General features: G+C 72.3%; 21 protein-coding genes. 12 read left to right on the top strand and 9 right to left on the bottom strand.

All coding sequences use genetic code 11. The annotated features are described in order from the left end of the window. The first annotated feature begins 43 nt into the window (after nucleotides 1–43). The 6 genes from BLW14_RS04305 (at nucleotide 44) to BLW14_RS04280 (ending at nucleotide 6,162) form a co-directional block, all read left to right on the top strand. Nucleotides 44–877, top strand: a complete 834-nt coding sequence (locus tag BLW14_RS04305; protein ID WP_093704476.1) for a M55 family metallopeptidase — start codon at nucleotides 44–46, stop codon at nucleotides 875–877. After that, nucleotides 870–2,213, top strand: coding sequence for a M20/M25/M40 family metallo-hydrolase (locus tag BLW14_RS04300; RefSeq protein ID WP_093704474.1), 1,344 nt, complete (start codon nucleotides 870–872; stop codon nucleotides 2,211–2,213). The genes BLW14_RS04305 and BLW14_RS04300 overlap by 8 nt, the downstream gene beginning before the upstream one ends. Nucleotides 2,214–2,237: 24 nt before the next feature. Then, on the top strand, nucleotides 2,238–4,226 hold the full coding sequence (locus BLW14_RS04295) for an LpqB family beta-propeller domain-containing protein (protein ID WP_093704472.1): 1,989 nt from the start codon (nucleotides 2,238–2,240) through the stop codon (nucleotides 4,224–4,226). After that, nucleotides 4,223–5,167 (top strand): S66 peptidase family protein, encoded by a 945-nt coding sequence (locus BLW14_RS04290; protein ID WP_093704470.1) that lies wholly within the window; start codon nucleotides 4,223–4,225, stop codon nucleotides 5,165–5,167. The genes BLW14_RS04295 and BLW14_RS04290 overlap by 4 nt, the downstream gene beginning before the upstream one ends. Before the next feature lie 121 nt (nucleotides 5,168–5,288). Further along, nucleotides 5,289–5,528: a LapA family protein gene (locus tag BLW14_RS04285; RefSeq protein WP_093704468.1), complete on the top strand. Its 240-nt coding sequence runs from the start codon at nucleotides 5,289–5,291 to the stop codon at nucleotides 5,526–5,528. A gap of 70 nt (nucleotides 5,529–5,598) precedes the next feature. Beyond that, a complete protein-coding gene (locus BLW14_RS04280) occupies nucleotides 5,599–6,162 on the top strand; it encodes a GNAT family N-acetyltransferase (protein WP_093704466.1) in 564 nt (187 codons plus the stop codon). Here the strand turns inward: BLW14_RS04280 and BLW14_RS04275 are convergent. Both BLW14_RS04275 and BLW14_RS04270 read right to left on the bottom strand, forming a co-directional pair. Then, nucleotides 6,134–8,023, bottom strand: a complete 1,890-nt coding sequence (locus BLW14_RS04275; RefSeq protein WP_093704464.1) for a transketolase — start codon at nucleotides 8,021–8,023, stop codon at nucleotides 6,134–6,136. The two genes, BLW14_RS04280 and BLW14_RS04275, sit on opposite strands and share 29 nt — an antisense overlap. Before the next feature lie 216 nt (nucleotides 8,024–8,239). Beyond that, nucleotides 8,240–9,532 (bottom strand): cellulase family glycosylhydrolase, encoded by a 1,293-nt coding sequence (locus tag BLW14_RS04270; RefSeq protein ID WP_093704462.1) that lies wholly within the window; start codon nucleotides 9,530–9,532, stop codon nucleotides 8,240–8,242. 448 nt (nucleotides 9,533–9,980) lie between these two features. Between BLW14_RS04270 and BLW14_RS04265 the strand changes: the two genes are divergently transcribed. After that, nucleotides 9,981–10,949 carry an ROK family protein gene (locus BLW14_RS04265; protein WP_093704460.1) on the top strand — a complete coding sequence of 323 codons (969 nt, stop codon included), beginning with the start codon at nucleotides 9,981–9,983 and terminating at the stop codon, nucleotides 10,947–10,949. A gap of 214 nt (nucleotides 10,950–11,163) precedes the next feature. On the opposite strand, the gene BLW14_RS04260 is transcribed toward BLW14_RS04265, so the two are convergent. The 3 genes from BLW14_RS04260 to BLW14_RS04250 all read right to left on the bottom strand — a co-directional run bounded on the left by BLW14_RS04260 (nucleotide 11,164) and on the right by BLW14_RS04250 (nucleotide 14,445). Continuing rightward, nucleotides 11,164–12,066 carry a carbohydrate ABC transporter permease gene (locus BLW14_RS04260; protein ID WP_256332674.1) on the bottom strand — a complete coding sequence of 301 codons (903 nt, stop codon included), beginning with the start codon at nucleotides 12,064–12,066 and terminating at the stop codon, nucleotides 11,164–11,166. Beyond that, nucleotides 12,063–13,034: a carbohydrate ABC transporter permease gene (locus BLW14_RS04255; RefSeq protein ID WP_093704458.1), complete on the bottom strand. Its 972-nt coding sequence runs from the start codon at nucleotides 13,032–13,034 to the stop codon at nucleotides 12,063–12,065. Before BLW14_RS04255 ends, BLW14_RS04260 begins: the two co-directional genes overlap by 4 nt. A 91-nt stretch (nucleotides 13,035–13,125) precedes the next feature. Continuing rightward, nucleotides 13,126–14,445 (bottom strand): ABC transporter substrate-binding protein, encoded by a 1,320-nt coding sequence (locus tag BLW14_RS04250; RefSeq protein ID WP_093704456.1) that lies wholly within the window; start codon nucleotides 14,443–14,445, stop codon nucleotides 13,126–13,128. A 268-nt stretch (nucleotides 14,446–14,713) separates the two neighbouring features. Between BLW14_RS04250 and BLW14_RS04245 the strand changes: the two genes are divergently transcribed. Continuing rightward, a complete protein-coding gene (locus tag BLW14_RS04245; protein ID WP_093704454.1) occupies nucleotides 14,714–17,122 on the top strand; it encodes a glycoside hydrolase family 2 protein in 2,409 nt (802 codons plus the stop codon). Continuing rightward, the gene (locus BLW14_RS04240; protein ID WP_093704452.1) at nucleotides 17,119–18,144 is read left to right on the top strand and encodes a LacI family DNA-binding transcriptional regulator; all 1,026 of its coding nucleotides are present in this window, start codon (nucleotides 17,119–17,121) and stop codon (nucleotides 18,142–18,144) included. Before BLW14_RS04245 ends, BLW14_RS04240 begins: the two co-directional genes overlap by 4 nt. Before the next feature lie 43 nt (nucleotides 18,145–18,187). On the opposite strand, the gene BLW14_RS04235 is transcribed toward BLW14_RS04240, so the two are convergent. Beyond that, complete coding sequence (locus BLW14_RS04235; protein ID WP_093704450.1) at nucleotides 18,188–18,523, bottom strand: DUF6204 family protein; 336 nt, start codon at nucleotides 18,521–18,523, stop codon at nucleotides 18,188–18,190. Nucleotides 18,524–18,729: 206 nt separating this feature from the next. Between BLW14_RS04235 and BLW14_RS04230 the strand changes: the two genes are divergently transcribed. Beyond that, nucleotides 18,730–20,697, top strand: a complete 1,968-nt coding sequence (locus BLW14_RS04230; RefSeq protein ID WP_093704448.1) for a DUF5107 domain-containing protein — start codon at nucleotides 18,730–18,732, stop codon at nucleotides 20,695–20,697. Between the two features lie 72 nt (nucleotides 20,698–20,769). On the opposite strand, the gene BLW14_RS04225 is transcribed toward BLW14_RS04230, so the two are convergent. The 3 genes from BLW14_RS04225 to BLW14_RS04215 all read right to left on the bottom strand — a co-directional run bounded on the left by BLW14_RS04225 (nucleotide 20,770) and on the right by BLW14_RS04215 (nucleotide 23,733). Then, complete coding sequence (locus tag BLW14_RS04225) at nucleotides 20,770–21,123, bottom strand: VOC family protein (protein ID WP_093704446.1); 354 nt, start codon at nucleotides 21,121–21,123, stop codon at nucleotides 20,770–20,772. 126 nt (nucleotides 21,124–21,249) lie between these two features. Further along, the gene (locus BLW14_RS04220) at nucleotides 21,250–22,059 is read right to left on the bottom strand and encodes a methyltransferase domain-containing protein (RefSeq protein WP_093704444.1); all 810 of its coding nucleotides are present in this window, start codon (nucleotides 22,057–22,059) and stop codon (nucleotides 21,250–21,252) included. Nucleotides 22,060–22,236: 177 nt separating this feature from the next. Then, nucleotides 22,237–23,733, bottom strand: coding sequence for a bifunctional phosphatase PAP2/diacylglycerol kinase family protein (locus tag BLW14_RS04215; protein ID WP_093704442.1), 1,497 nt, complete (start codon nucleotides 23,731–23,733; stop codon nucleotides 22,237–22,239). Nucleotides 23,734–23,846: 113 nt separating this feature from the next. Between BLW14_RS04215 and BLW14_RS04210 the strand changes: the two genes are divergently transcribed. Beyond that, a complete protein-coding gene (locus tag BLW14_RS04210; protein WP_093704440.1) occupies nucleotides 23,847–24,620 on the top strand; it encodes an IclR family transcriptional regulator in 774 nt (257 codons plus the stop codon). 146 nt (nucleotides 24,621–24,766) lie between these two features. Next, complete coding sequence (locus BLW14_RS04205) at nucleotides 24,767–26,017, top strand: aminotransferase class I/II-fold pyridoxal phosphate-dependent enzyme (RefSeq protein WP_093704438.1); 1,251 nt, start codon at nucleotides 24,767–24,769, stop codon at nucleotides 26,015–26,017. Nucleotides 26,018–26,044: the final 27 nt, after the last annotated feature.

The following is a 26,044-nucleotide window of genomic DNA, read 5'->3' as shown; positions in this document are numbered from 1 at the left end:
CACCCCTGGCCTGCGCGTTCATCGGCGCGTACCGTGTGGCCGCATGAAGATCCTCGTCAGCGCCGACATGGAAGGCGCCACCGGCGTGACCTGGCCGGCCGACGTGCTGCCCGGCACGCCGCAGTGGGAGCGGTGCCGCTCCCTGTTCACCTCCGACGTCAACGCCGCAGCCCTCGGCTTCTTCGACGGGGGAGCGGACGAGGTGCTGATCAACGAGGCCCACTGGACCATGCGCAACCTGCTGCTCGAGCGCATGGACGAGCGCGTCCAGATGCTCACCGGCAAGCACAAGTCGCTCAGCATGGTCGAGGGCATCCAGCACGGTGACGTCGACGCGGTCGCGTTCGTCGGCTACCACACCGGCGCCGGCACGGAGGGCGTCCTGGCCCACACGTACCTCGCCAACTCCATCACCGGCGTCTGGCTGGACGGCGTCCGGGCGAGCGAGGGACTGCTCAACGCCCACGTCGCCGCCGAGTACGGGGTCCCCGTCGTCCTCGTCACCGGCGACGACCTGACCTGCGTGGACGCCGAGGGATACGCCCCCGACGCGGCGAAGGTGGCCGTCAAGGACTACGTGTCGCGCTACGCCGCCGTCTGCCGCACCCCCGCCCGGACCGCCGCCGACATCCGGGCGGCCGCCGCCGGGGCCGTGTCCCTGGCCGGCCGGTACACGCCGGTGGAGGGCGGCCCGTTCAACGTGGAGCTGGAGTTCGACGCCGAACACCTGGCCGCGGCGGCCACCGTCGTGCCCGGCGTCGCGCCGAGCGGCGAGAGGCGGGTCTCCTACACCAGCGCGACGATGTACGAAGGTATCCGCACGTTCAAGGCGGTGACGACGATCGTCTCGTCCGCCGTGGAGGAGCAGTATGGCTGAGGCGACCGCCCCCCAGGACTCCGTCGACGCCCTCGCGCTCGACGAATCGGTGACGTTCACCTCCGAACTGATCCGCATCGACACCACCAACCGGGGTGGCGGTGACTGCCGCGAACGCCCCGCCGCCGAGTACGTCGCCGAGCGCCTCGCCGCCACCGGCCTCGAACCCGCGCTCCTGGAACGCACCCCCGGCCGCACCAACGTCGTCGCCCGCATCCCCGGCACCGACCCGTCCGCCCCCGCGCTCCTGGTCCACGGCCATCTGGACGTGGTGCCCGCCGAGGCCGCCGACTGGACCGTGCACCCCTTCTCCGGCGAGATCCGGGACGGCGAGGTGTGGGGACGCGGCGCCATCGACATGAAGAACATGGACGCGATGGTCCTGGCCGTCGTCCGGTTCTGGGCCCGCGCCGGCATCCGCCCACGCCGCGACATCGTCATCGCCTACACCGCCGACGAGGAGGCCAGCGCCGCCGACGGTGCCGGGTTCCTCGCCGATCGGCACGCCGCTCTCTTCGAGGGGTGTACGGAGGGCATCAGCGAGTCCGGCGCCTTCACGTTCCACGCCGGGCCGAACATGCCGCTGTACCCCATCGGGGCCGGCGAACGCGGCACCGGATGGCTGAAGCTGACCGCCCACGGCAAGGCAGGCCACGGCTCCAAGGTCAACCGCGCCAACGCCGTCACCGCGCTCGCCGCCGCCGTCACCCGCATCGGCGAGTACGAGTGGCCCGTCCGGCTCACCCCCACGGTCCGCGCCGCACTCGCCGAGATCGCCGCGCTGCACGGCATCCACCCCGACCTCGACGCCCCGGGCTTCGACGTCGACGAACTCCTCGGCAAGATGGGGCCGGCCGCCGCACTCGTCGCCCCGACCGTCCGCAACAGCTCCAACCCGACGATGCTGGACGCCGGTTACAAGGTCAACGTCATCCCGGGCCACGCCACCGCCCACATCGACGGCCGGACCGTGCCCGGCGGCGACGAGGAGTTCCACGCCACCCTGGACCGGCTCACCGGACCCTGTGTCGACTGGGAGTTCGCCCACCGCGAGGTCGCCCTCCAGGCCCCCGTCGACTCACCCACGTACGGCAAACTCCGCGCCGCCATCGAGCGGTTCGACCCGGACGCGCACGTCGTGCCGTACTGCATGTCCGGCGGTACCGACGCCAAGCAGTTCTCCCGGCTCGGCATCACCGGCTACGGCTTCTCGCCGCTGAAGCTGCCCGTCGGCTTCGACTACCAGGCCCTCTTCCACGGCGTGGACGAGCGCGTCCCCGTCGACGCGCTGCACTTCGGCGTCCGAGTCCTGGACCACTACCTGCGCACCGCCTGAACCACTAGGGGGAGACCGACACCCATGGCCACCACACAGCCCCACGGCAGCTGGCCCTCGCCGATCGACGCCGCCCTCGCCGCCTCCCACGACGGCCGCCCCGAATACGCGGGCGCGGTCGGCGACGAGCTGTGGTGGACCGCGCCGCGCCCCGCCGAGGCCGGCCGGCGCGCCCTCGTCCGCCACACCGCCGACGGCACCACCACCGAGCTGCCCGCCCCCTGGAACGTCCGCAGCCGCGTCATCGAGTACGGCGGACAGCCCTGGGCCGGCACCGAGCGCGCACAGGGCGGTCCGCTGATCGTCTTCGTCCACTTCGACGACCAGCGGCTGTACGCGTACGAACCCGACGGCGACCGCGACCCCTGGCCGCTCACCCCCGTCTCCTCCGTCGGCGGCGGACTGCGCTGGGCCGACCCGCGCCTGCACCCCGCCCGGGGCGCGGCGGGCGAGGTCTGGTGCGTGCTGGAGGAGTTCACCGGCGACGCGCCCTCCGACCTGCGCCGGGTCCTCGCCGCCGTACCGCTGGACGGATCGGCGGCCGACGACCGCTCGGCCGTACGCGAACTCACCGGCGAGCGGCACCGGTTCGTCACCGCACCCGAGGTTTCGCCGGACGGGTGCCGCGCCGCCTGGATCGGCTGGGACCACCCGCGCATGCCGTGGGACGGCACCGAGGTGCTGGTCGCCGGCATCGCGGACGACGGCACCTTCCGCGACCCGCGCGTCGTCGCCGGCGGCCCCGACGAGTCCGTGCCGCAGATCCAGTGGACCGCCGACGGGCGGCTCCTCCTGGCGAGCGACCGCAGCGGCTGGTGGAACCTGTGCCGGCTCGACCCGGACACCGGGGAGACCGAAAATCTCTGCCCGCGCGACGAGGAGTTCGCCGGACCGCTGTGGAAGATCGGTCTCGCCTGGTTCCGCCCTCTGGAGAACGGGCTGATCGCCACCCTCCACGGCACCGGCACCACCACCCTCGGCATCCTCGACCCGGAGACCTGCGACCTCGTCGACATCGCGGGCCCCTGGACCGAGTGGGCGCCCAACCTCACCGTCCGGGGCAGCCGCGTCACCGGCGTCGCCGCGAGCCCGCACAGCGGCTACGAGATCGTGGAGCTGGACACCGCCACCGGGCACACCCGGATCATCGGCACCCCGCACGAGGACGCAGTCGACCCCGCGTACTACCCGCAACCCGTCCTGCGCACCTTCACCGGGCCCGGCGGACGCGAGATCCACGCCCAGATCTACCCGCCGCGCAACCCCGGGCACACCGGCCCCGAGGGCGAACTGCCGCCCTACGTGGTGTGGGCGCACGGCGGGCCCACCGGCCACGCCGCGCTCGTCCTGGACCTGGAGGTCGCGTACTTCACCTCACGCGGCATCGGCGTCGCCGAGGTGAACTACGGCGGCTCCGCCGGCTACGGCCGCGAGTACCGCAACCGGCTGCGCGAGCAGTGGGGCATCGTCGACGTGGAGGACTGCGCGGCCGTCGCCGGGGCGCTCGCCGCCGAGGGCACCGCCGACCCGGACCGGCTCGCCGTCCGGGGCGGCAGCGCCGGCGGCTGGACCAGCGCCGCGTCCCTGACCGGCACCGGTGTCTACGCCTGCGGCACCATCATCTACCCCATCCTCGACCTGGCCGGCTGGGGCACCGACGAGACCCACGACTTCGAGTCCCGCTACCTGGAATCGCTGGTCGGCCCCCTCGCCGAGGTCCCCGAGCGCTACCGCGAACGCTCCCCGGTCACCCGCACCGACCGGCTCACCACGCCGTTCCTGCTGCTCCAGGGCGAGGACGACCCCATCTGCCCGCCCGTGCAGTGCGAGCGCTTCCTGGCCGCCGTCGAGGGGCGCGGCATCCCGCACGCGTACCGCACCTACGCGGGGGAGGGACACGGCTTCCGCCGCGCCGACACGATGATCGACGCGCTGGAGTCGGAACTCTCCCTGTACGCCCAGGTGTTCGGCTTCGACAGGCCGGACGTCCCGGCCCTGGAGCTGAAGAAGTGACCCTCGCCCCGCTGACCCGGCCCTCCCGGCTGCGGCCGGGGGCCCGGGTCGCCGTGGTCTCCCCGAGCGGACCCGTCCCCGCCGACCGGCTCGAACCGGGCCTCGACATCCTGCGCGGCTGGGGCCTCGACCCCGTACCGATGCCCCATGTGCGCGATGTGCACCGGGAGTTGGACTACCTCGCCGGTGCGGACGGGGCGCGCGCCCGGGACTTCCGGGACGCCTGGTGCGACCCGTCCGTGGACGCGGTGATCTGCGCGCGCGGCGGGTACGGGGCACACCGCATGGTCGACCTGGTGGACTGGGCGGCGGTGCGGGCCGCCGGGCCCAAGGTGTTCGTCGGCTACAGCGACATCACCGTGCTCCACGAGGCGTTCGCGCTGCGGGCCGGGTTCGCCACCCTGCACGGGCCCATGGTGGGGACCGAGACCTTCCTCAAGGACCCGCGCACCCAGGAGTCCCTGCGGGCCACCCTGTTCGAGCCGGAGACGCAGCCGACCCTGGGCCTGGAGGAGGCGCGGGCGCTGGTGCCGGGCCGGGCGCGCGGCATCACGTACGGCGGCTGTGTCAGCCTGCTCGCCGCCGACCTGGGAACCCCGCACGGCCGCACCTCGACCAGGGGCGGGCTGCTCGTCATCGAGGACACCACCGAGGACCCGTACAGCCTCGACCGCATCCTCACCCAGCTGCTGCGGGCCGGCGCGCTCGACGGCGTCGCCGGGGTCGCCTGCGGGTCCTGGGCGGGTTGCGGGCCGTACGAGAAGGTGCGGGCGGTGCTCGCGGACCGGCTCGGCGGGCTGGGCGTTCCAGTCGTCGAGGAGCTGGGCTTCGGGCACGGACCCACCGGGCTCACCGTCCCGCTCGGAGTGCCGGCGGTGCTCGACGCCCCGGCGGACGGCGGCCCGGCCACCCTCACGGTCGAGGTGCCCGCACTGCTCTGACCTGCCGCTTCCGCTGCCCCCGTCACCCGGATGGCCGTACATCTGTGCCGCCGGGGACGGGGGCGGCGCCATGCTGGAGCCCCGGGGCGACGGCCGTACAGGGCCGGGAAGGGGGCTGCTCATGAGCCCGAAGCACGTGTCGAGCAGCGGGAAGAGCGGCAGCGGGGCCTTCACCCCGGGCCGCATCCTGGTCCTCGTCATCGCGGTGCTCTCGGTCGTCTTCATCGCTGAGAACACCGAGGACGTCGAGGTCCGCCTCATCGTCCCGCTGGTGACGGCACCGCTCTACGTGTGGCTGATCGTGATGTTCGTGGCAGGCATGGCCTGCGGCGCGTACGTCTTCCGCCGGCGGCCCAAGTAGGGGCACCGCGCGACGGCCGTGCGGCCGGGGCCGACAAGCCCCGGCCGCACGGCCGTTCTACGCTGGAACGATGTCCGACACCCTCTACCTGTCCGAGGGACCGCGCACCGCGATCCGCCCCTTCACGCTCGGCGACGCCGACGAGTTCACCGCACGGGCCCGGGAGAGCGCCGCCGTGCACCGGCCCTGGCTGTTCCCGCCCACCACCCCCGAGGCGTACGCCGCCTACGCGGGTGCGCTCATCGACGATCCCACGCGGGCGGGCTTCCTCGTGTGCGAGCGTGACCCGGTGGGCGGACCCGGCGACGGCGCGATCGCCGGGTTCATCAACATCAACAACATCGTCGCCGGTGCCTTCCGCTGCGGTGCGCTCGGCTACGGAGTCTTCGCCCACGCGGCCGGGCGCGGCCTCATGAGCGAGGGCATGGACCTCGTCCTGGACCATGCCCTCGGCCCGCTCGGGCTCCACCGGCTGGAGGCCAACATCCAGCCGGACAACGCGGGTTCACTTGCCCTGGTGCGCCGGGCGGGCTTCCGCCTCGAAGGCTTCTCGCCGGACTTCCTGCACATCGACGGCGCCTGGCGGGACCACGAACGCTGGGCGGTCACCGCCGAGATGCGCCGCCCTGCTTGACCAGGCTCCGCGCCGCGTCCGCGATGTGCGTACGGGAGATCCCCGCCGCATCGAGGAGCTCGCTCGTCGTACCGGACCCGGGCAGGTTGCTCCCGGCCAGGTGCGCGAAGGCCGGGTGGACGCCGGACTCCGCGAGCGAGGACAGCACCGCCTCGCCGATGCCGCCCTCGGGGTGGTGGTCCTCCACGACGACCAGGGCGCCGGTCTCCCGGGCCGCCAGGGCAAGCGTGTCGGTGTCGAGCGGCTTGATCGAGTAGAGGTCGACGACCCGGGCCCGTACGCCCTGCTCGGCCAGCAGGTCGGCGGCGGCCAGGCACTCGTGCAGCGTGACACCGGCGCTGACCAGGGTGACCTGGTCGTCGTCGCCGTGGCGCAGGGTCTTGGACCCGCCGACGGGGAACGCCTCATCGCCCCCGTACAGCACCGGGTAGGCGCCGCGCGTGGTGCGCAGATACGAGATGCCGTCGATGTCGGCCATCGCCACGGTCAGGGCGGCCGCCGACGTGGCGTCGCTCGGGTACAGGACGGTCGAGCCGCGCACCGCGCGCATCATCGCCAGGTCCTCGACGCCCATCTGGGAGGGGCCGTCCGCGCCGATCTCCACGCCGCTGTGGGTGCCGCACAGCGCCATCGTGATGTCCGAGACGGCGGCCATGCGGATGAAGTCGTGCGCCCGGGTGAGGAACGCCGCGAAGGTGGTGGCGTACGGACGGAAGCCGCGCACGGCCATGCCGACGGCCTCGGCGACCATCTGCTGCTCCGCGATGTACGTCTGGAAGAAGCGGTCCGGGTACGCCTTCTTGAAGTCCTCCGAGTGCGTGGAGTTGCCGACCTCCGCGTCCAGGGCGACGACGTCGGGCCGCACGCCCAGCGCGACCAGCGCCTTGCCGAAGGCGACCCGGGTGGCGACCTCGTCACCCTTCTCGAAGCGCGGCAGCTCCACGGTGCCGCCGGTGTGCGCGGGGGCGGGCGTGGCCTTCGGCGGCCGGGGGCCCTCCACCCGCAGGTCGCGTACACCGCCCAGTTCCTCGATCGCGCGCTCGGCCAGGTCCTCCGGCAGCGGCTTGCCGTGCCAGCCCTCCTTGTCGGCGACCTCGCTCACCCCGCGCCCCTTGACGGTCTTCGCGACGATCACCGTGGGGGCGCTGCCGTCCGACGCGGTCTTCAGCGCGCGGTCGATCTCGGTCAGGTCGTGGCCGTCGACGACGAGGGCGCGGCAGCCGAACGCCTCGACGCGGCGCGCGTAGGTGTCGGTGTCCCACTGGAGCTCGGTCGGGCCGGACTGCCCGAGGCGGTTGACGTCGATGATCGCGGTGAAGTTGCCCAGCTTGTGCTGGCCGGCCTTGTCCAGGGCCTCCCACACGGACCCCTCGGCCATCTCGCTGTCCCCGCACAGCACCCAGACCCGGTACGGCTGCTTCTCCAGGTCCCGCCCGGCGAGCGCGATGCCGACCCCGTAGGCGATGCCCTGTCCCAGTGAGCCGGTGGCCACGTCCACCCAGGGCAGCTCGGGCGTGGGGTGGCCCTGGAGGCGGTGGCCGAAGCGGCGGTACGTCGTCATCAGCTCCTCATCGCTGATGGCACCGGCCGCCTTGAACATGGCGTACAGGAGCGGCGAGGCGTGGCCCTTGGAGAAGACGAGGTGGTCGCCGGCCGGATCGTCGGGGGCGTCCCAGTCGTAGCGCAGATGGCGGGTCATGAGGACGGCCATCAGGTCGGCGGCCGACAGGCTGGACGTGGGGTGCCCGGAGCCGGCCGAGGTGCTGGCGCGCACCGAGTCCACCCGCAGCTGCTGGGCGAGCTCGAAGACCTCGGTGAGGTCGCTGTCGGGGCCGAGCGTGGTGGTCGGTTCGGTGGTCATGGGAGCCGGGCCTTTCGTAGGGAGTCGGACCTCGGAACGGGTTCCCGAATCCGTCCGGTCCATCACCTTCCGGGCGCAGGTTGCCCCCTTTGCCCCGGGGAGGCGGTTCGCACGGGCCCGATTCCCGCTGCGGCCGTCACGGAGTGTGACGGGCCGGGTCCGTGCCGTTCCGCCCGGCACGCTGTCCTTGCCGGACGGAACGGCGTGTGCGCGGGATCAGCGGTCGGCCGAGCCGCCCCGGACTACGCAGGAGCGGCTGTTCTCCCAGCCCCAGCCGTCGCCGTCGGGGTCGGACGAGCTGCTCGCGCAGTACGGGTAGCCGTTGGGCGCGGTGCTGCCGCCGTTCCCGCTGCCGGTGTCCGGCGCGCTGCCCCGGACGACGCAGGAGCGGCTGTTCTCCCAGCCCCAGCCGTCGCCGTCGGGGTCGGACGAGGCGCTCGCGCAGTACGGGTAGCCGTTCGGGGCGGTGCCGGTGTCGCCGCCGCCGGTCGAGCCGCCGCCGTAGACCGTGGCGCGCACGGAGGTGGCGACGATGCCGTTGCTGCCGTTGAAGAGGCGGTCGCCCCAGCTGGTCAGTGAGTTCGGGTCGAAGCCGTTGACCAGGTCGAGGTATTCGACCCCGCTGCCGTTGCCGCTCCAGGACCAGCCGAGGTAGCCGAGCCGCAGGGACTGGGCCGTGGCCATGATCGCGTCCTCGTCGGGGTTCCCGTCGCTGTGCATGTTCCCGAACTCACCGACCACGACTGGCAGTTTGTTGTTCACGAAGTGGTTCAGGTAGTCCTGGACCTCGGTGGCCGTGTCGTAGACCCCGTACATGTGGATGGAGAAGACGGTGTTGCGGTCCGGGTCGGAGGCGAACACCGAAGCGGCGTTGTCCCGCATCGTGCCGGACCAGTCCTGGCCCCAGTTCGGGGCGTCCACCATCAGGGCGTGCCGCAGCCCGGCGCCGCGGAGCTTGGTGATGGCGTTCTTCGTGGCCGAAGTCCAGCCCTCGTAGCCGGTGTTGCCGAACGGTTCGTTGCCGATGTTGACGACGACGTAGTCCTCCTGGCCCTGAAGGGCGCTCTTGGCGCCGATCCAGTAGTCGGCGGCCCTGTCCAGCGTCGTGGCGGCGGAGTCCTCGCCGTAGCCGGTGGTGTCGTGCACCTCCAGCACGCAGATGACCTTGGCGGCCTTGCACTGGGCGATGATCGAGGAGACCTCGGACGCGCCGGTCTTCGTCCACCGGTCGCCGCTGCCCAGGACCACGCGGACGGTGTTGGCGCCCTTGGCCGCGATGTCGGAGATGGCGCTGGTCCGCTCCGGGTACCAGGCGTGCGCGTGGTTGACGCCGCGCATCACGAACTCGTTGCCGTTGGCCTCGTACACACGCCCGTTGCTGACGTGGAGACCGGTGTCCGCGGCGTGGGCGGCGGGGACGGGGCCGAGGACGGACAGCAGGGCGCCCGCCATGCCGGTGACCAGTGTGGCCACGGTTGCGAGCAGGGACCGTCGGGGTGGTTTCCTCATGGCTCTCCTCAAGGGGGTGGTGGGTACACGGCGTCGCACGGCCGCCCCGACCGGCGGACGCTCGCATCGGACAACGTTGTCACCCGCGCGGGGCCGGGTGACGGAGCGAGAAGCTGGAGTGCCGGGGCGCGGGATCCGTACGTATGCGGTGGGGGCTCGGGTCGCTGCGCGATTCCGTTCCGCCGTCGCCCCCATATGAGGCATCGGATGTTCCAGTCATGTCAATAGATGTGTCGCCGGCATTTCGTGCAAGGCCCGCGCGCGCATCGAATGCACCCTGCTTTCCGGCCTGCTCGGGACGCATTTCCGAGACATCCCGAAGGTTGATGCAACCTGGTCGTATTGCTAAACCATTGCTCAACTAAACCAGGACTACTAGACAACGTTGTCAGTCAGCGGCAGAGTACGGGCGGGGGCGAGGTGCGCCCTCACGAAAGGGCGGGACGTGATGGTGTACGGAGCACTTGACATCGGCGGGACCAAGATCGCCGGAGCGCTCGTCGACGAGAGCGGGAACGTGATCGCGCGGGCTCGGCGCGCCACCCCGGCGCGGCGGCCGGCGGGCGAGCTGGCCGCCGCTGTCACGGCAGTGCAGGACGAGCTGGCGGCGCATCCGGCATGGGCGGATCTCACTTGCCTCGGCATCGCCAGCGCGGGGCCGGTCGACGCGGCCGGAGGCACGGTGAGCCCCGTGAACATTCCGGCCTGGCGCGGATTTCCGCTGGCCGAGCTGGTGCGTACGCATCCGGCGACGCCCGAGGGCATCAGGCCCGTGCTCGTCGGTGACGCGGTGGCCATGACCGCCGCCGAACACTGGCTCGGCGCCGCACGCGGTGTCGCCAACGCCCTGTGCATGGTGGTCTCCACCGGGGTGGGCGGCGGGTTGGTGCTGGACGGCCGGGTGCATGCGGGCCTCACCGGCAACGCCGGTCACATCGGCCACATCACGGTCGACCTCAACGGCCCCCGCTGCCCGTGCGGCGCCCCCGGATGCGTGGAGACCTTCGCCAGCGGGACCGCCATCGCGGCGTACGCCGGCGCCCTGGGGTGGACCGCCCCGCGCGACGGGGCGTCCGACGCCGCGGCGGTCGCCGAAGCGGCCCGGGGCGGCGACGAGCGGGCGCGCGCGGCCTACGAGCGCGCCGCGCAGGCCCTGGCCGCCGCCATCGCCGCCACGGCGGCGCTCGTGGAGCTGGAACGTGTGGTCATCGGGGGCGGGGTGGCCCAGGCGGGGGAGGTCCTGTTCGCCCCGTTGCGGCGCCGGACGGCCGACTACGCCGTGCTCGACTTCGTCCGGGACATCCCCGTCGTGCCGGCCGCTCTGGCGCTGGACGCCGGTCTCGTCGGCGCTGCCGCGGTGGCAGCGCAGACCGCCGACGCACTGGCCGCGGGCCCCGTGGCCGCCCTGCGTCTCTGACCTGGCCCTGCCTGTGCGGTGTGCCGCTGGAACTGAACCGGTTTTGTAGATGCGAGCCGCCTTCTTCCACCTATTTTTCCCCGTCGTCGTCATGGTGCCGGGCGTGGTGCGAGAAGGCGGTTTCCCTTTTTCTCGGGGCGCTCGGCAGGTGACCGGACAGCAGTGCACCGGCCCGCGAGGGGCCGGTGCACTGCGGAGCGCGCGCGGGGGACCGCTACTTCGTCGCGCCCTGGGCGAAGCCGTTGTAGATGTAGCGCTGGAGGAACAGGAAGACGACGAGCGTGGGGACGATGACGAGCACGGCACCCGCGGAGATGTTCTCCCAGTGCGCTCCGAAGGGCCCCTTGAAGCGGAACAGGGCGGTGGAGACCGTGCCGAGTTCCTGGGAGGGCATGTAGAGGAAGGGGATGTAGAAGTCGTTGTAGACGGTGATCCCCTTGATGATGACCACGGTCGCGATCGCCGGCTTGAGCAGCGGGAAGATGATCTTGCGGTAGATCGTGAACGAGTTCGCCCCGTCCAGCCGTGCGGCCTCGTCCAGGGACACGGGGATGCCCCGGATGAACTGCAGGAAGATGTAGATCGAGACGATGTCCGTACCCATGTACAGCAGGATCGGCGCCCAGCGGGTGTCGAACAGGCCGAAGCTGTTCACGACCTGGAAGGTCGCGACCTGCGTGGTGACCCCGGGCACGAGGGTGGCGACGAGGAAGAGGGCCATCACGAGCTTCTTGGCCCGGAAGTCGAACCGGTCGATGGCGTAGGCCGTCATCGAGCCGATGAGCACGGTGCCGGTGATCGAGAAGAGCAGGATGAACAAGGTGTTGCCGAAGGCCGTCAGCATCCGGCCGTCGGAGAACGCGGTCGCGTAGTTGTCGAAGTTCAGCCAGTTGCCCGGGAGCGACAGGGCGCCGCCGTCGGTCGCTTCCGACGAGGTCTTGAGCGAGGTGAGGAAGACGACGGCGAGCGGGAGGAGCACCACCAGCGAGGCCGCGACGAGCGACACGTAGACGAGTGTCTGCCCGATCCGGCCGCGCGGCCGGACCCGGCGCGGGCCCGGCACGGTGCGGGAGCGGCCCGCGGTCTTCGTGGCCGCGGTCTGAGGGGCCGTGGTCATACGAGGTCCACCTTTTCGTCGGGCACGAGCCGGCGCTGGATCCAGGTGATCAGCAGAATGATCAGCAGCAGCACCACGGCGGCCGCCGACGCCAGCCCGGTCTTGTTGAACTGGAACGCGAGTTTCACGGTCTGGATGACGAACGTCGAGGTGCCCGTCGCACCGCCGGTCATGATCCAGGGGATCTCGAACACCGCGAGCGAGCCGGAGATCGCGAGGATGACGCTCAGGCTCAGCACGGGCCTGATGCTCGGAGCGATGATGTACCGGAACTGCTCCCACCTGGTCGCACCGTCCAGCTGGGCCGCCTCGTACAGCTCACCCGGGATGGACTGGATCGCGCCGAGGAACAGGACGAAGTTGAGGCCCGTGTACCGCCACACCGAGACGCCGGCGAGCGAGGTGTTGGCCGAGGTGGGGTCGCCGAGCCACGCGTGGTCGGGGTGCTGGCCGAACCAGGACAGCACGGTGTCCAGGGTGCCGCCGTCCTGGAAGAAGTACAGGAAGACGAATCCGATGGCGACGCCGTTGATGAGGTAGGGGAAGAAGAGCAGCCCCTTGAACAGGTTGCGGAACCGCAGGTCGAAGCTGAGCACCGTCGCGAAGTACAGCGCGACGGCGATCTGGACCACGGAGGCCCCGAGGTAGTAGAAGCTCACGAAGAAGACCCGGAATATCTCGGGCCGGGTGAAGATCTGGACGTAGTTGTCCACGCCGGTGAAGTTCCGGTCGGGGCTGATCCCGTCCCAGTCCGTGAAGCTGTAATAGATCATGTTGCCCACGGGCACGTAGGTGAACGTGATCAGGAGCGCCAGCGGCGCCAGCAGGAACAGCCAGGGCGTCGCGCGGCGGAGCGCCCGGTCCCGGCCCCTGCGCGTACGTGGGCTTCCGCCGGTGGGGGAGGTGCCGCGCCGCTGGGGCGTCGCACGGTGCGTCTTCACGCTCACCGCCTCGGTCGTCTCGGTCATGTCGGGCCTTTCGTCATCCGCGTCGGGCATGCGGTGTGCGCGGGAGGGCCGGGCCCCGGCCGGTGCCGTGCGGCCGGGGCCCTTCGCCGGTTCAGGAACCGACGGTCTTCGCGGCCTCGTCCCACTTCTTGTCGAGCTCGGCGAAGTAGCTCTCGACGCTGCCCTTCTGGGCACCCCGGGCGATGTCGATCAGCTTCTGGCGGTAGTCGGGTGTGTTGAGCCCGATCTCGGCCGCGTTGTCGATCTCGTTCACCGTGCCGGTCTTGCTCTCCGAGCGCTCGACAAACGTGACATCGTTGTCAACGAACTCCTTGAGCGTGTCCGGCATGGGAGCCGACTTCAGGGTGGGCACGGCGCCCTCCTTGGCGGAGTAGCCGGACTTCTCGGTGAACCAGTCGATCCAGGCCCGGGCCGCTTCCTTGTGCTCCGAGTGGATGTTGACGGCCTGCTGGTAGTCCGAGACGAGCGTGGCGCACTGCCCCTCCTCGCGCTGGACGGGGACCGGCATGTAGCCGATGTCGTCCGGGTTCTTTCCGGCCTTCTCGGCGGCGTCGCGCATCTGGCTGATCGCCCAGGAGCCGACCATCATGGAGCCGATCTCGCCCTTGGCCAGCTTGCCCTTGGACGCCTCCCAGTTGGTGGTGCTGGGGTCCTTCTCCGAAAGCCCGTCCTTGACGATGTCGAAGAGCAGGGTGTCGATCACGGCGAGCTCGCTGCCGGACTTCCACGGCGAGACGGGGCCGGCCAGCTTGTTGTTCGCCTCCTCGCTGCACGTGACGGAGCCGATGTTGGCGGACCACTGGACCAGCGGCCAGCCGTCCTTGAAGTTGGTGTAGTACGGAATCGCCCCGGTCTTCGACTTGACCGCCCTGAGGTCGGAGAGGAACTCCTCCGGCGTGCTGGGCCAGGCGGTGACGCCGGCCTTCTTCCAGAGGGCCTTGTTGTAGACGAAGCCGTTGGCGGTGCCGAACTGGGCGATGCCGTAGGTCTTGCCGTTGACCTCCGACTTGTCGCTGAAGCGGTACTTGTCCGCCATCTCGATCGACGAGCCGAGCGGCGCGAAGAACTTCGGGTAGTCGTTCTTGGCGACCGCGCCGGGGATCATCAGGACGTCCCCGTACTTGTCGGTGTTCATCCGGATCTTGACTTCACCCTCGTAGTCGGTGAGGCCCTCGAACTTCACCTCGATCTTGGGGTAGATCTTGTTGAACTCCGCCGCGTAGGCCTTCATGGCCCCGCTCTTGATCAGGTCCGTCCGCTGGGTCAGGACCGTGATGGTGCCGCTCGCGCTGCTCGCATCGGCAGGGGCGGAGGCCGTCTCGGTCGACGGCGTCCCTCCTCCGCTGCATCCCGTGGCGGTCAGTGTCGCGATGGCCAGAAACGCGCCTGTGAGTGTCCTGGTCTTCCCCATGTGCCCTGCTCCTTCGGATGGCGGCTCGGGTCGTCGCCGGATGTCGGCACTATGGCAGCAGCGATGTGAACCGGTAAAGCTCTGGTTTCCCCTGTGATGCTCAATCGTTACCTAGGTGCGCGTTGTCGCAGGTAGATCGCTTGATGCAAGACGGATGCGTTGCTATCCCGTGACTAGACCGGTTTATGGACAGTGATCGATCCGCGGGCTAAGTTGTGCCGCGTCGTACATCTCTCAGCGTGCGCACTGGGCCGATTGGAGCCGCACCATGAAGGACATCACCCCGCTCACCGAGGACTGGAAGCTGCGCTACGACCAAGCGCTGCTGCCCGCCCGGGTCCCCGGCTGTGTCCACACCGACCTGCTCGCCGCGGACGTCATCCCGGACCCCTTCCTCGACCGCAACGAGACCGAGGTCTCCTGGGTCGGCCGGCGCGCGTGGACGTATCTCACCGACGTGTCCCACGAGAGCGGACACGAGCGCACCGACCTCGTCTTCCAGGGCCTGGACACCGCCGCGCGGATCACGTTCGACGGCCGGGAACTGGGGACCACCCGCAACATGCACCGCACCTACCGGTTCGACGCCACCGGGCTGACCGGCCGTCTGGAGGTGCGCTTCACCTCTGCGTACGAGGAGGCCGAGGCGGTCCGCGCCGTCACCGGTGACCGGCCCAACGTGTATCCCGAGCCGTTCCAGTACATCCGCAAGATGGCGTGCGGGTTCGGCTGGGACTGGGGGCCGACGATCGTCACCGCCGGCATCTGGCGGCCCGTACGGCTTGAGCACTGGTCCACCGCCCGCCTCGCTTCCGTCCGTCCCCTCGTCACCGTCGACGAGGGCCGCGGCAGCGTCGAGGTGCGGCTCCGGGTGGAGCGTACGCAGTCCGGGGCGGCGGCCGCCCTCCGGGCACGGGCCACCGTGGCCGGCCAGGAGGCAGAGGCCGTCTTCGAGGGCGACGAAGCCGTGCTGCGGCTGACCGTGGAAGGCCCGCGGCTGTGGTGGCCGCGCGGGTACGGGGACCAGCCCCTGTACGACCTCGACGTCACCCTGCTCGGTGACGCCGGCCCGCTCGACACCTGGCACCGGCGCATCGGCTTCCGCACCGTCGAGGTCGACCGCACCCCCGACGCGCACGGCACGGGCTTCACCCTCGTCGTCAACGGTGAGCGGATCTTCGCCCGCGGCGTCAACTGGATCCCCGACGACGCCTTCCCCTCGCGCGTCACCCCCGAGCGCTACCGCACCCGTCTGCGCCAGGCGGCCGACGCCAACGTCGACCTGGTACGCATATGGGGCGGCGGCATCTACGAGGACGAGGCGTTCTACGACGCCTGCGACGAGTTGGGCCTCATGGTCTGGCAGGACTTCCTCTTCGCCTGCGCCGCGTACCCCGAGGAGCAGCCGCTGCGCGGCGAGGTCGAGGCCGAAGCCCGCGACAACGTTGTCCGGCTCATGCCGCACGCCAGCCTGGTCCTCTGGAACGGCAACAACGAGAACCTCTGGGGCTTCCGCGACTGGGACTGGGAGTCCGGCCTGTCCGGCGACTCCTGGGGCGAGGGCTACTACCTCGGCCTGCTGCCCCGTATCGTCGCCGAACTCGACCCCACCCGCGCCTACAGCGCGGGCAGCCCCTGGTCCGGATCGTGGGACCACCACCCCAACGACCCCGACCACGGCACCTTCCACTCCTGGGAGGTGTGGAACCGCCAGGACTACGCGGAGTACCGCGCGAACGTCCCCCGCTTCGTCTCCGAGTTCGGCTGGCAGGCCCCGCCCGCCCTGGCCACGCTCCGGCGCGCCCTGCCCGACGAGGACCTGGCCCCCGACTCGCCCGGCATGCTCCACCACCAGAAGGCCGAGGACGGCAACGGCAAGCTCGACCGCGGTGTCGCCCGCCACTTCGCCCTGCCCGAGGGCGACTTCGACCGCTGGCACTACCTCACACAGGTCGTCCAGGCCCGCGCCGTGGCCGCCGGCATCGAGCACTGGCGCTCCCACTGGCCGGTCTGCGCGGGCACCGTCGTCTGGCAGCTGAACGACTGCTGGCCGGTCAGCTCCTGGGCCGCGGTCGACGGGGACGGCCGGCTCAAGCCGCTCCACCACGAGCTGCGCCGGGTGTACGCGGACCGGCTGCTGACCCTGCAACCCGCGGGCGCGGGCGACGAGGGGCCCGTGCTCGCGGTGATCAACCAGTCCGCCGCGCCCTGGCGCACCGAGGTGACCCTGCGCCGCGTCGAAGCCGGCGGATCGGTCACCGCTCACGGCGCCCAGGAGGTGACGGTCGCGCCGCGCTCCGTCGTACGCCTCCCCGTGGCGGCCGGGCTCCTGCCGGCCGGGCACAGCACCACGGAGTTCCTCGTCGCCGACGCGGACGGCCTGCGGGCCACCTGGTTCCCGGTCCCCGACAAGGAGTTCGACTACGAGCAGCCGGCCTTCGACGTCGGCGTGGAACCCGCCCCGGACGGCGGTGGTAACGTCCACGTGGTGGTCAACGCGCACACCCTCGTCAGGGATCTCCTCCTCCAGGCGGACCGGCTCGGCCCCGCAGCCACGGCCGACCGTGGCCTCGTCACCCTGCTGCCCGGCGAACAGGTCCGCGTCCGGGTCGACGGCTGCGGCGACGTGACCGCCGACGACGTGCGGGCCGCCCTCTTCTGCGTGGGTACGAAGTGACCGTTCCGGCCCGCGTCACCATCAAGGACGTCGCCGCCCGGGCGGGCGTGTCCAAGGGTGCCGTCTCGCTCGCCTTCAACCGCAAACCCGGTGTCTCCGACGCGACCCGGGAGCGCATCTTCGAGGCCGCCCGGGAGCTGGGCTGGGCGCCGAACCAGACGGCGCGCAGCCTCTCCGGCCGCCGGGTCGACATCGTCGGTCTCGTCCTGTGCCGCCCGGCCCGCCTGCTGGGTCTCGAACCCTTCTACATGGACTTCATCTCGGGCATCGAGAGCGTCCTTGCGGAGCGGTCCTGCTCCCTGTTGCTGCGGCTGGTCCGCGACGTGGACGAGGAGATCGAGCTCTACCGGACGTGGTGGCGCAGCCAGACCATCGCGGGCGCCGTGCTCGTCGACTTCCGGGTGGACGACCCGCGGGTGCCGGCGCTGGAGTCCATCGGGCTGCCCGCGGTCGCCGTCGGCCATCCGTCGCTGACCGGCTCCTTCCCCGCGGTGTGGACCGACGACGCCACGGCGACGGCGGAGGCCGTCCGCTATCTGGCCGCCCTGGGCCACCGGCGCCTCGCCCGGGTCGGCGGACCGGCCGGTTTCGGACACAGTGCGATCAGGACCCGGGCCTTCGAGGCCACCGTGCGCGAACTCGGCCTGGAACCGGGGGTCCAGATCGCGACCGGCTTCGACGAACGGGAAGGCGCGCGCGCGACGCGCTCGCTGCTCCTGGCGAAGGACAGGCCGACCGCGATCGTCTACGACAACGACATCATGGCGGTGGCCGGCGCCGGAGTCGCCGCCGAGATGGGCTTCGTGGTCCCGGACGACGTCTCGCTGCTCGCGTGGGACGACTCCCAGCTGTGCCGGATCACCCATCCCACCCTGTCCGCGATGAGCCACGACGTCCACCACTTCGGCGCCGAGGTGGCCCGCAACCTGTTCTCGCTGATGGAGGGCACCGACACCGGCGCCCTCCAGGTGCCGACCCCCTCGCTCACCCCGCGGGGCTCCACGGCACCGGCGCCCCAGTAGAGGCGGGGCCGCGCGACCGGAGCGCCCGGTCGCGCGGCGGGCTTCAGCGGCGCTTGTAGTTGATCTTCATCGTGTCCATGTCCGTAGCCGTGGACCGCAGTTCGCCGTGCCCGTAGCCCGCCTCGCGCAGCGTCGTCTGCGCGCGGTCCTCGGCGATCGCGGACGCCATCTCCTCGCCGTCCCCGGCGTCCGAGACGACCACGTAGCGGAAGCTGAAGTGCTTCAGGACCCGGTCGTAGGTGAGCGACCCCTCCTCGGTGAACTGCATCGCGGCGAGCCCGTGCTCCTCCACCTCGGCCAGCAGCCGTTCGCGCGCCGCGTCCGTCAGCTCCTGGAAGGTGCCGCGCACGATCACCCGGTACGTGTGCTGCGTGCTCATCTGTTTCCGCTGTTCCTCTCGCCTGCCGCGTTCGTGTCCGAAGGGAGCGTACGGGGCCGCGAGCAGGACGGAAACGGAATTCCGGTTGCCCGTGACGCCGGCAGCGGCCGGAAAGACGCCCCTTGTCCGGGCGGCGACCGGCGTGTTCCATGGTCATCGGGGGGGCGCCCGGACCTGTGGCGGCCCGCGCGAGAAGCGAGGTTGCCTTGGCCACCACCGTACGACGTGCCGTACTGACCCTGCCCGCCGCGGCGACGGGGCCGGAGAACCCGCTGCCCGCGCTGCGGCCGCTGGACGAGACGCATGTCATCGACGACCGGGACCGGTCCGGACTCCCGCGCGACATGGCCCGGCAGCTCGGCCACGCCCCGCTGTCGACCGTCCTGCCCGTCCGCCTCCTCGACGGCTACGGGCGCGAGCGCGTCCCCACGGACCTCGACGCGATCGTCATAGAGAACGACCACCTGCGCGTCACCGTGCTCCCCGGCCTCGGCGGCCGCATCCACTCCCTCGTCCACAAGCCGGCCGGCCGCGACCTCGTGTACGTCAACCCGGTCGTCCAGCCCGCCGACTTCGCGCTCAACGGTGCCTGGTTCTCCGGCGGCATCGAGTGGAACATCGGCGCGACCGGCCACACCACCTTCTCCTGCGCCCCGGTGCACGCGGCCCTCGTCCCGGCGCCCGACGGCGGCGAGATGGTCCGGCTCTGGGAGTGGGAGCGGCTGCGCGACCTGCCGTTCCAGGTCGACCTGTGGCTCCCCGCCGACTCCGCGTTCCTGCACGTCGGCGTACGGATACGCAACCCGCACGAGCAGCCCGCACCTGTCTACTGGTGGTCCAACATCGCCGTCCCCGAGGACGCGCGCACCCGGGTGGTCGCGCCCGCCGACGAGGCCTGGCACTTCGGGTACGAGCGCACGCTGTCCCGCGTGCCCGTCCCCGAGAGCGGCGGCACCGACCGCACCTACCCGCTCCGCAGCGAGTACCCCGCCGACTACTTCTACGAGGTGCCCGACGGCGCCCGACGCTGGATCGCCTCTCTGGACGAGCACGGCCACGGACTCGTCCAGACCTCCACCGACCTGCTGCGCGGCCGCAAGCTGTTCCTCTGGGGCAGCGGGTCCGGAGGGCGGCGCTGGCAGGAATGGCTCACCGAACCGGGCACCGGCGGCTACGCGGAGATCCAGGCGGGCCTGGCCCGCACCCAGCTGGAGCACGTACCGCTGGAGCCGGGCGGCGAGTTCAGCTGGCTGGAGTCCTACGGGCCGCTCGCGGCCGACCCCGCCACCGTCCACGGCGACGACTGGGCGGCCGCCCGCGCCGAGACCGAGCAGCGCCTCGCCGACGCCCTGCCGCGCGCGGACGTGGACGCCGCGTACGCCGCCTGGCGCGCCCACGCCGACGCCGAACCGGGCGAACGGCTCGCCACCGGCTCCGGCTGGGGCGCCCTCGAAGTGCGGCGCGGGCGGTACAAGCTGCCCGGCACGCCGTTCACCGACGACACGCTGGGCGAGGAGCAGGCGCCCTGGCTGGAGCTGCTGGACCAGGGCACGTTCCCCGGCCCCGACGGAACGGTCCCCGGGCCCACGCTGGTCTCCCGGCACTGGCGCGACATGCTGGAGACCGCCCCCGCCGAACCGCTCACGGAGTACCACCTCGGCATCGCGCAGTGGCACGCCGACGACCGCGCCCAGGCGGTCCGCAGCTGGGAACGCGGCCTCGCCACCGCCGCCTCCCGCTGGCCGCTGCTGCGCTGTCTGGCTGTCGCCGCCCGTGCGAGCGGCCAGCGCGAACTGGCCGCCGAGTACTACGCGGAGGCGTTCGACGGACTGTGCGCCGAGCGGACCGACGGCGACCGTGCGTGGACCGCCGCCGGCGCCGCCCTCGGCAGGGAGGCGATCGAGGCCCTGCTCACGGCCGCCCGCACCGGGGCCGCCCGCACGGTGTGGGCGGGGCTGCCGCAGGAGGTCCGGGCGCGGGGCCGGTTCCGGCTGCTGGAGGCCCGACTGCTGATCGCGGAGGGCCGGAAAGACGCCGCGAAGGCCGTGTTCGACGCGGGCTTCGAGGTCGCGGACCTGCGCGAGGGTGCGGAGATCTTGGAGGAGGTGTGGAACCGGCTCACGGACGAACCGCTGCCGGACCGGTACAACTACCGGATGCGGCCCGGCGTCTGACGCGGCGACGGTGGCGAACGGGCACGGCGGCGCCCCGGACTGCGGCTGCCGCACGGCCGCGACCGACCTCGCCTAGGCGGGTGCGTTGCGGTCGACGTACTCGAAGACCGAGCCGTCCGGGTGCAGCGCGATCAGGTTGCGGCCCGCCGGGGTCGGGACGGGGCCCGCGATGACGCGGGCGCCGACCCGGGTCAGGTTCGCGTGGGCCTCGTCGACGTTCTTCACGGCGATGGTCGCGGTGACCTTGCGGAGGATCTCCAGCTCCGATTCGGGGCCGCTCATCAGCAGGAAGCAGCTGATCGCCGCGACGGACACCCCGCCGCGCTCGAAGCGGAGGGCGGGCGCGCCCGTGAGCTCCTCGTAGAAGGCCACCGCGGCCTCCAGGTCGTCGACGCAGATACGCAGCGTGGTTCCCAGGATCTCCATGGCGGCCAGGTTAGTTGGCCGCCCGCCGCCATGTGATCCGTTCGGTTTCTGCCGTGCGTCGGGAGCGTGCCCGGCCGTGCGCCCGGAGCGTTCTCTGCCGTGTCCGGAGCGTGTCCGGCCGTGCGCTCAGACGCGGCAGAGCAGCTCGCCGTGCGGGACCATGAACCAGCCGTCGCCCTGCGCGCCCCACTCGCGCCACGCCTCGGCGATCTCCGTCAGTTCCTCCGCCGTGGCGTGCCCGCCGTCCACCGCGAGCTTCGCGTACACCGAGCCGACGGTGCGGTCCGCCCACAGGCTGCTCCACCAGGCCCGGTTCTCCGGTGTGGCGTAACACCAGGAGCCCGCCGTGGGCGTGATGTCGGTGAACCCCGCCTGCCGCGCCCAGGACAGCAGCCGGCGCCCGGCGTCCGGCTCGCCGCCGTTGGCGCGGGCCACCCTGCCGTACAGGTCCGCCCAGCGGTCCATGCCCGGCGACTCGGGGTACCAGGTCATCGCCGCGTAGTCGCTGTCGCGCGCCGCGACGACGCCCCCGGGGCGGCACACCCGGCGCATCTCGCGCAGTGCCTGCACCGGGTCGCCCACGTGCTGGAGGACCTGATGGGCGTGGACCACGTCGAACGAGTCGTCGGGGTAGTCCAGGGCGTGGACGTCCGCGACGGCGAACTCCACGTTGTCCAGGCCGCGTTCGGCGGCCACCTCGGCCGCCTGGGCCAGGATTCCCTCGGTGGTGTCCAGGCCCGTCACCCGGCCCGGGGCGACCAGGGCGGCCAGGTCGGCGGTGATGGTGCCGGGGCCGCAGCCGACGTCCAGCACGTCCAGGCCCGGGCGCAGTTCGCCGACAAGGTAGGCCGCGGAGTTGGCGGCGGTGCGCCACTTGTGCGAGCGCAGCACCGACTCGTGGTGGCCGTGGGTGTAGACGGCGGTCTCCTTCGACATGGCCGTGCATCCTCTCTCGAAACGCGAACCGCGAAAGCGCTGATCGGTAGGACCACCGTAGGGCCTGTCGCCGAATAATGAGATGGGTATCTTGCGATGTGGACAGTCGCGGAGTGCGCGAAAGGGGCGGCCGACCGTACGCCGACCGCCCCTCCCCGGCCTTCGGGCCGGTTCCCCCTACATCGGCCTCGGGCAGTACACCGTCAGCGCCTCCGGCAGCTTGTCGATCATCAACTCACTCCCGCTGTGCGCCACTTCACCGTCGTACGCGTACGGCGTGCCGGGCTTCAGGCCGGAGACGCGCACCCGCTGCCGGCGTACCGCCGCGTGCATGGGGGAGCGGGTCAGCGGACCCGCGACCGCCGCCGCCAGCAGTCGCAGACCGGGCGTCCGGCCACCGTGCACCACGCGGACGTCCAGCAGTCCGTCCGCGAGGTTGTGCCGCCGGCCGGGCGCCGGGCCCACCCGCTGGAACAGGCCGTTGCCGACGAACAGCAGCCACAACGGGCGGCATTTGCCCTGGAGTTCGGCCTCCAGCGGGCGTTCGCCACGCAGCACGTGCAGGGCCGCCAGGACCCCGGCGGGCCAGCCGCCGATCCGGGGCGACCAGCGCTCCCGCATCCGCACGAGCTCCGGATAAACGCCCAGGCTGAAGGCGTTGAGGAAGTAGCCGTGCGCGCCGTCCGGCCCCGGCCGGAACCGGCCCAGGTCCGCCCGCACCGCGCTTCCGGCGGCGAGCGCGGAGCACGCGTCGGCCACGGTCTCGATGCCCAGGTCGTACGCGAAGTGGTTGAGCGTGCCGCCCGGGAAGACCGCGAGCGGCACCCCGTGTTCCACGGCCACGGAGGCCGCGAGGTTGACCGTGCCGTCCCCGCCGCACACCCCCAGCGCCGTGCACCGGTCCGCAGCCTGCGCCAGCTCCGAGGCGAGCCGGCCGGGCGGGCACTCCACGATCTCCGCCTCCGGCAGCGCGTTCCTGATCAGCGAGGCCGTCGCGGTGGCCGTCCCCGACTCCTGGTTGGCGACCACCACCAGCCCCCGGCCTCCGGGCAGGGCGGGCGCGTCGGCAGGCGGCCTGCCGGGCGCGGGCAGCTGGTTCCTCGTCGGTATCACCCCCCGCAGGGCGAACGCCGCCCCCACGCCCAGGGCCGCACCGGCCAGCACATCGCTCGGGTAGTGCACCCCGGTGTAGACGCGGGACGCCGCGACGGACAGCGCGACAGGTGCCACGACCGCACCCCAGCCCTTCGACTCCAGCGCCACCCCGGTGGCGAACGCGGCGGCCGACGCGGCGTGCCCCGAGGGGAACGACGTGGTCACCGGCTGCCGCTTCAGCTGCCGTATCACCGGCACGGCGTCCAGGATCGGCCGCTGCCTGCGGACCGCCCCCTTGCCCACCGTGTTGATCGCGGCCGACGCCACCGCGAGCGAGGCGATGCCCCTCAGCGCGGCCCGCCGGGCCCGCGCACTGCCGCCGAAGGCGGCCATACCGGCCGCCGCCCCCATCCACAGCAGCCCGTGGTTGGCGGAGCGGCTCAGCCGGGGCAGCACCGGACCGGCGGCCGGCCAGTGCCGCTGGGCCAGGTCCTGGAAGACGGCGGCATCGCGCCGGTGGAACCGGTCACGCAGTCCCGCGAACCGGGACGGGACGGAAGCATTGCTCGCTGACGACATGCGACAGCGGATACCCCGCATCACCGCCCCGAACCAGCAGCCACGCCGAAGGTAGCCTGAGGTTCGTCACACCGGTCGCCGGCCGGACACCGAACAAGGGGGAATGCGGGGCCATGGGGCGACTCGTGCCGGCGGTGACCAGGGCGTTCGACGTCCTCGAACTCTTCCTCCAGGGCGACGGCACGCTCTCCGCGCCCGAGGTCACCCGCAAGCTCCAGCTGCCCCGTACCACCGTCCACGAGCTGCTCACCACGCTCGCCGCACGGTCCTACCTGGTCACCGACCCCGAGCGCCCCGGGCGCTACCGGCTGGGCGTGCGGACCTACCAGCTCGGCAGCCGGTACGCGGAACAGCTCGACCTCGCCGCCGAGGGCCGGCAGGTCGCCCGGCGCATCGCCGCGGACTGCGGAGAGAGCGTGCACGTGGCGATCCTCGACGGCACCCACGCCGTCTGCGTCGCCCAGGCCGACTCCACCCACGCAGTCCGCACGGTGTCGTCGGCCGGGCACCGGCTGCCCGCCCACTGCACGTCCGCCGGCAAGATGCTGCTCGCCTCGCTGCCCGCCCCCGAGCTCGACGCCCGCCTCGACGGCCTGGAACTGACCGCCCTCACCCCGCACACCCTCACCGGCGAGCAGGAACTGCGGGCCGCGCTCGACGCCGTACGGGAGCACGGCGTCGCCGCGGAGCACCAGGAGTCCGACCCGGGCGTCAGCTGCGTCGCCGCACCCGTGCGCGACCGGACGGGGCGGGTCGTCGCCGCGCTCTCGGTCTCCGTCCCGATGATCCGCTGGAACCAGGAGCGCGAGCGAGAACTCGCCGCCCTCGCCGTCCAAGGCGCCGACGAGCTGTCGGCCCGCCTCGGACACGACCGGAGCGGAGCGTGAACCACACACCCGTCGAGACCGCCGTACGGGAACAGGCCGTGCTCGGCGGGGGCCCGACCCGCCGCAGGGCAGGCGCCCAGCCCCGTTCCCTCGTATAAAGGTCCGGAGGGCGAACGGCGGGTCGGATCGGCGGCGAAGGAGGCCCGATGGGCCGGGAGCGGACCGGGCGTCACGAGCGCGGCACGGACACGGTCCGGGAGGACCGCGGGCCTGTACGGTACGGCCCTCCCGCCCCCTGGCCGGGACTGCCCGTGCTGCCGGAGCTGGCCGACGTACTCGCCGCCGCCGCGGGCCGATCCGCCCCCGAACCCGCCGGCGGATCGGCCGACCTGCGCGAGGCGGCCCGCGCCTACTGGGAGCGGCGCGGACTGCACGGCGGCCCCGAACACGTCGCGGCCGCCCCCGGCACCGCACCGCTGCTGCTCGCGCTGATCGCCGCCCACGGCGGAGACGTCCTGCTGCCGCGCCCCTGCCCCGCCTCCTGGATCCCACAGGCCCGGCTCCTCGGCCGGCCCGCCTACCAGGTGCCGACCCCCGCCGAGTGCGGCGGCGTGCCCGACCCGTACGCCCTCCTCGAAACCGTACGCAGAGTGCGCGCCGAGGGCGGCCGGCCGCGGCTCCTGCTGCTCTCGGTGGCCGACGACCCCACCGCCTCCGTCGCCCCGCCGGAACTCCTGCGCGAGGCGTGCGAGGCCGCCGTCGACGAAGGGCTGCACATCGTCAGCGACGAGACCTGGCGCGACACCCTGCACCGGCCCCACGACACGGTCCTGGTCAGCCCCGCCGAGATGTGCCCGGACGACGTCACGGTGGTCTCCGGCCTGTACGGGGCACTCACCCCGGCCGCCTGGCCGGTCGCCGTCGCCCGGTTCCCGGACACCGCGCGCTCCGCCGTGCGCCACGCCCGCACCCTGGACGTCCTCACCGCGCTCGGCGCCTCGGTCGCCGGCCCGGTCGCCGCCGCCGCGGCCCACGCGCTGCGCGAACCGCCCGCCGTCACCGAACGAGCCCGCCGCGCCGCCACCCTGCACGCCCGCCTCGCCACCGAGGCCCACCGTGCCGTCCTCGGCTGGGGCGCCGTCGCCCGGCCCCCGCAGGCGGGCCGCCACCTCTACGCGGACCTCGGGCCGCTGCGCTCGCGGCTCGCCGCCCGAGGCGTCACCGACTCCCTGGAGCTGGAGGAGTACCTCTCCGCGCGGCTCGGCGCCCCCGCCCCCGGCGGACACCGCTTCGGCGACGAACTCGGCGCGCTCCGGGTGCGGCTGGGCACCGGCGCCCTCCTCGGCGCCACGCCCGAGCAGCAGACGCGGGCCCTCACCGCCGCGGACCCCCTCGAATTGCCGCACATCGCGGCAGCGCTGAGCATTTTCCGAGCAGCCCTCGACGAACCGCGCTGACCCCCCGCGTCGGCGCACCCCACGACG

The sequence above is a fragment of the Streptomyces sp. 2131.1 genome (assembly GCF_900105515.1).
In the GTDB taxonomy this organism is placed as follows: Bacteria; Actinomycetota; Actinomycetes; order Streptomycetales; family Streptomycetaceae; genus Streptomyces; species Streptomyces drozdowiczii.
The sequence above is the reverse complement of the archived record's forward strand: the minus strand, read 5'-3'. Positions and strand labels throughout refer to the sequence as shown.

Bases quoted from the DNA above. Each gene is read 5' to 3' on its own strand.
- BLW14_RS04235 (WP_093704450.1), bottom strand. From the start codon at position 18,523: ATGAGCACGCAGCACACGTACCGGGTGATCGTGCGCGGCACCTTCCAG.
- BLW14_RS04275 (WP_093704464.1), bottom strand. From the start codon at position 8,023: ATGACCACCGAACCGACCACCACGCTCGGCCCCGACAGCGACCTCACC.
- BLW14_RS04280 (WP_093704466.1), top strand. From the start codon at position 5,599: ATGTCCGACACCCTCTACCTGTCCGAGGGACCGCGCACCGCGATCCGC.
- BLW14_RS04245 (WP_093704454.1), top strand. From the start codon at position 14,714: ATGAAGGACATCACCCCGCTCACCGAGGACTGGAAGCTGCGCTACGAC.
- BLW14_RS04205 (WP_093704438.1), top strand. From the start codon at position 24,767: ATGGGCCGGGAGCGGACCGGGCGTCACGAGCGCGGCACGGACACGGTC.
- BLW14_RS04255 (WP_093704458.1), bottom strand. From the start codon at position 13,034: ATGACCGAGACGACCGAGGCGGTGAGCGTGAAGACGCACCGTGCGACG.
- BLW14_RS04305 (WP_093704476.1), top strand. From the start codon at position 44: ATGAAGATCCTCGTCAGCGCCGACATGGAAGGCGCCACCGGCGTGACC.
- BLW14_RS04215 (WP_093704442.1), bottom strand. From the start codon at position 23,733: ATGTCGTCAGCGAGCAATGCTTCCGTCCCGTCCCGGTTCGCGGGACTG.
- BLW14_RS04225 (WP_093704446.1), bottom strand. From the start codon at position 21,123: ATGGAGATCCTGGGAACCACGCTGCGTATCTGCGTCGACGACCTGGAG.
- BLW14_RS04260 (WP_256332674.1), bottom strand. From the start codon at position 12,066: ATGACCACGGCCCCTCAGACCGCGGCCACGAAGACCGCGGGCCGCTCC.
- BLW14_RS04220 (WP_093704444.1), bottom strand. From the start codon at position 22,059: ATGTCGAAGGAGACCGCCGTCTACACCCACGGCCACCACGAGTCGGTG.
- BLW14_RS04270 (WP_093704462.1), bottom strand. From the start codon at position 9,532: ATGAGGAAACCACCCCGACGGTCCCTGCTCGCAACCGTGGCCACACTG.
- BLW14_RS04210 (WP_093704440.1), top strand. From the start codon at position 23,847: ATGGGGCGACTCGTGCCGGCGGTGACCAGGGCGTTCGACGTCCTCGAA.
- BLW14_RS04295 (WP_093704472.1), top strand. From the start codon at position 2,238: ATGGCCACCACACAGCCCCACGGCAGCTGGCCCTCGCCGATCGACGCC.
- BLW14_RS04250 (WP_093704456.1), bottom strand. From the start codon at position 14,445: ATGGGGAAGACCAGGACACTCACAGGCGCGTTTCTGGCCATCGCGACA.
- BLW14_RS04285 (WP_093704468.1), top strand. From the start codon at position 5,289: ATGAGCCCGAAGCACGTGTCGAGCAGCGGGAAGAGCGGCAGCGGGGCC.
- BLW14_RS04300 (WP_093704474.1), top strand. From the start codon at position 870: ATGGCTGAGGCGACCGCCCCCCAGGACTCCGTCGACGCCCTCGCGCTC.
- BLW14_RS04265 (WP_093704460.1), top strand. From the start codon at position 9,981: ATGGTGTACGGAGCACTTGACATCGGCGGGACCAAGATCGCCGGAGCG.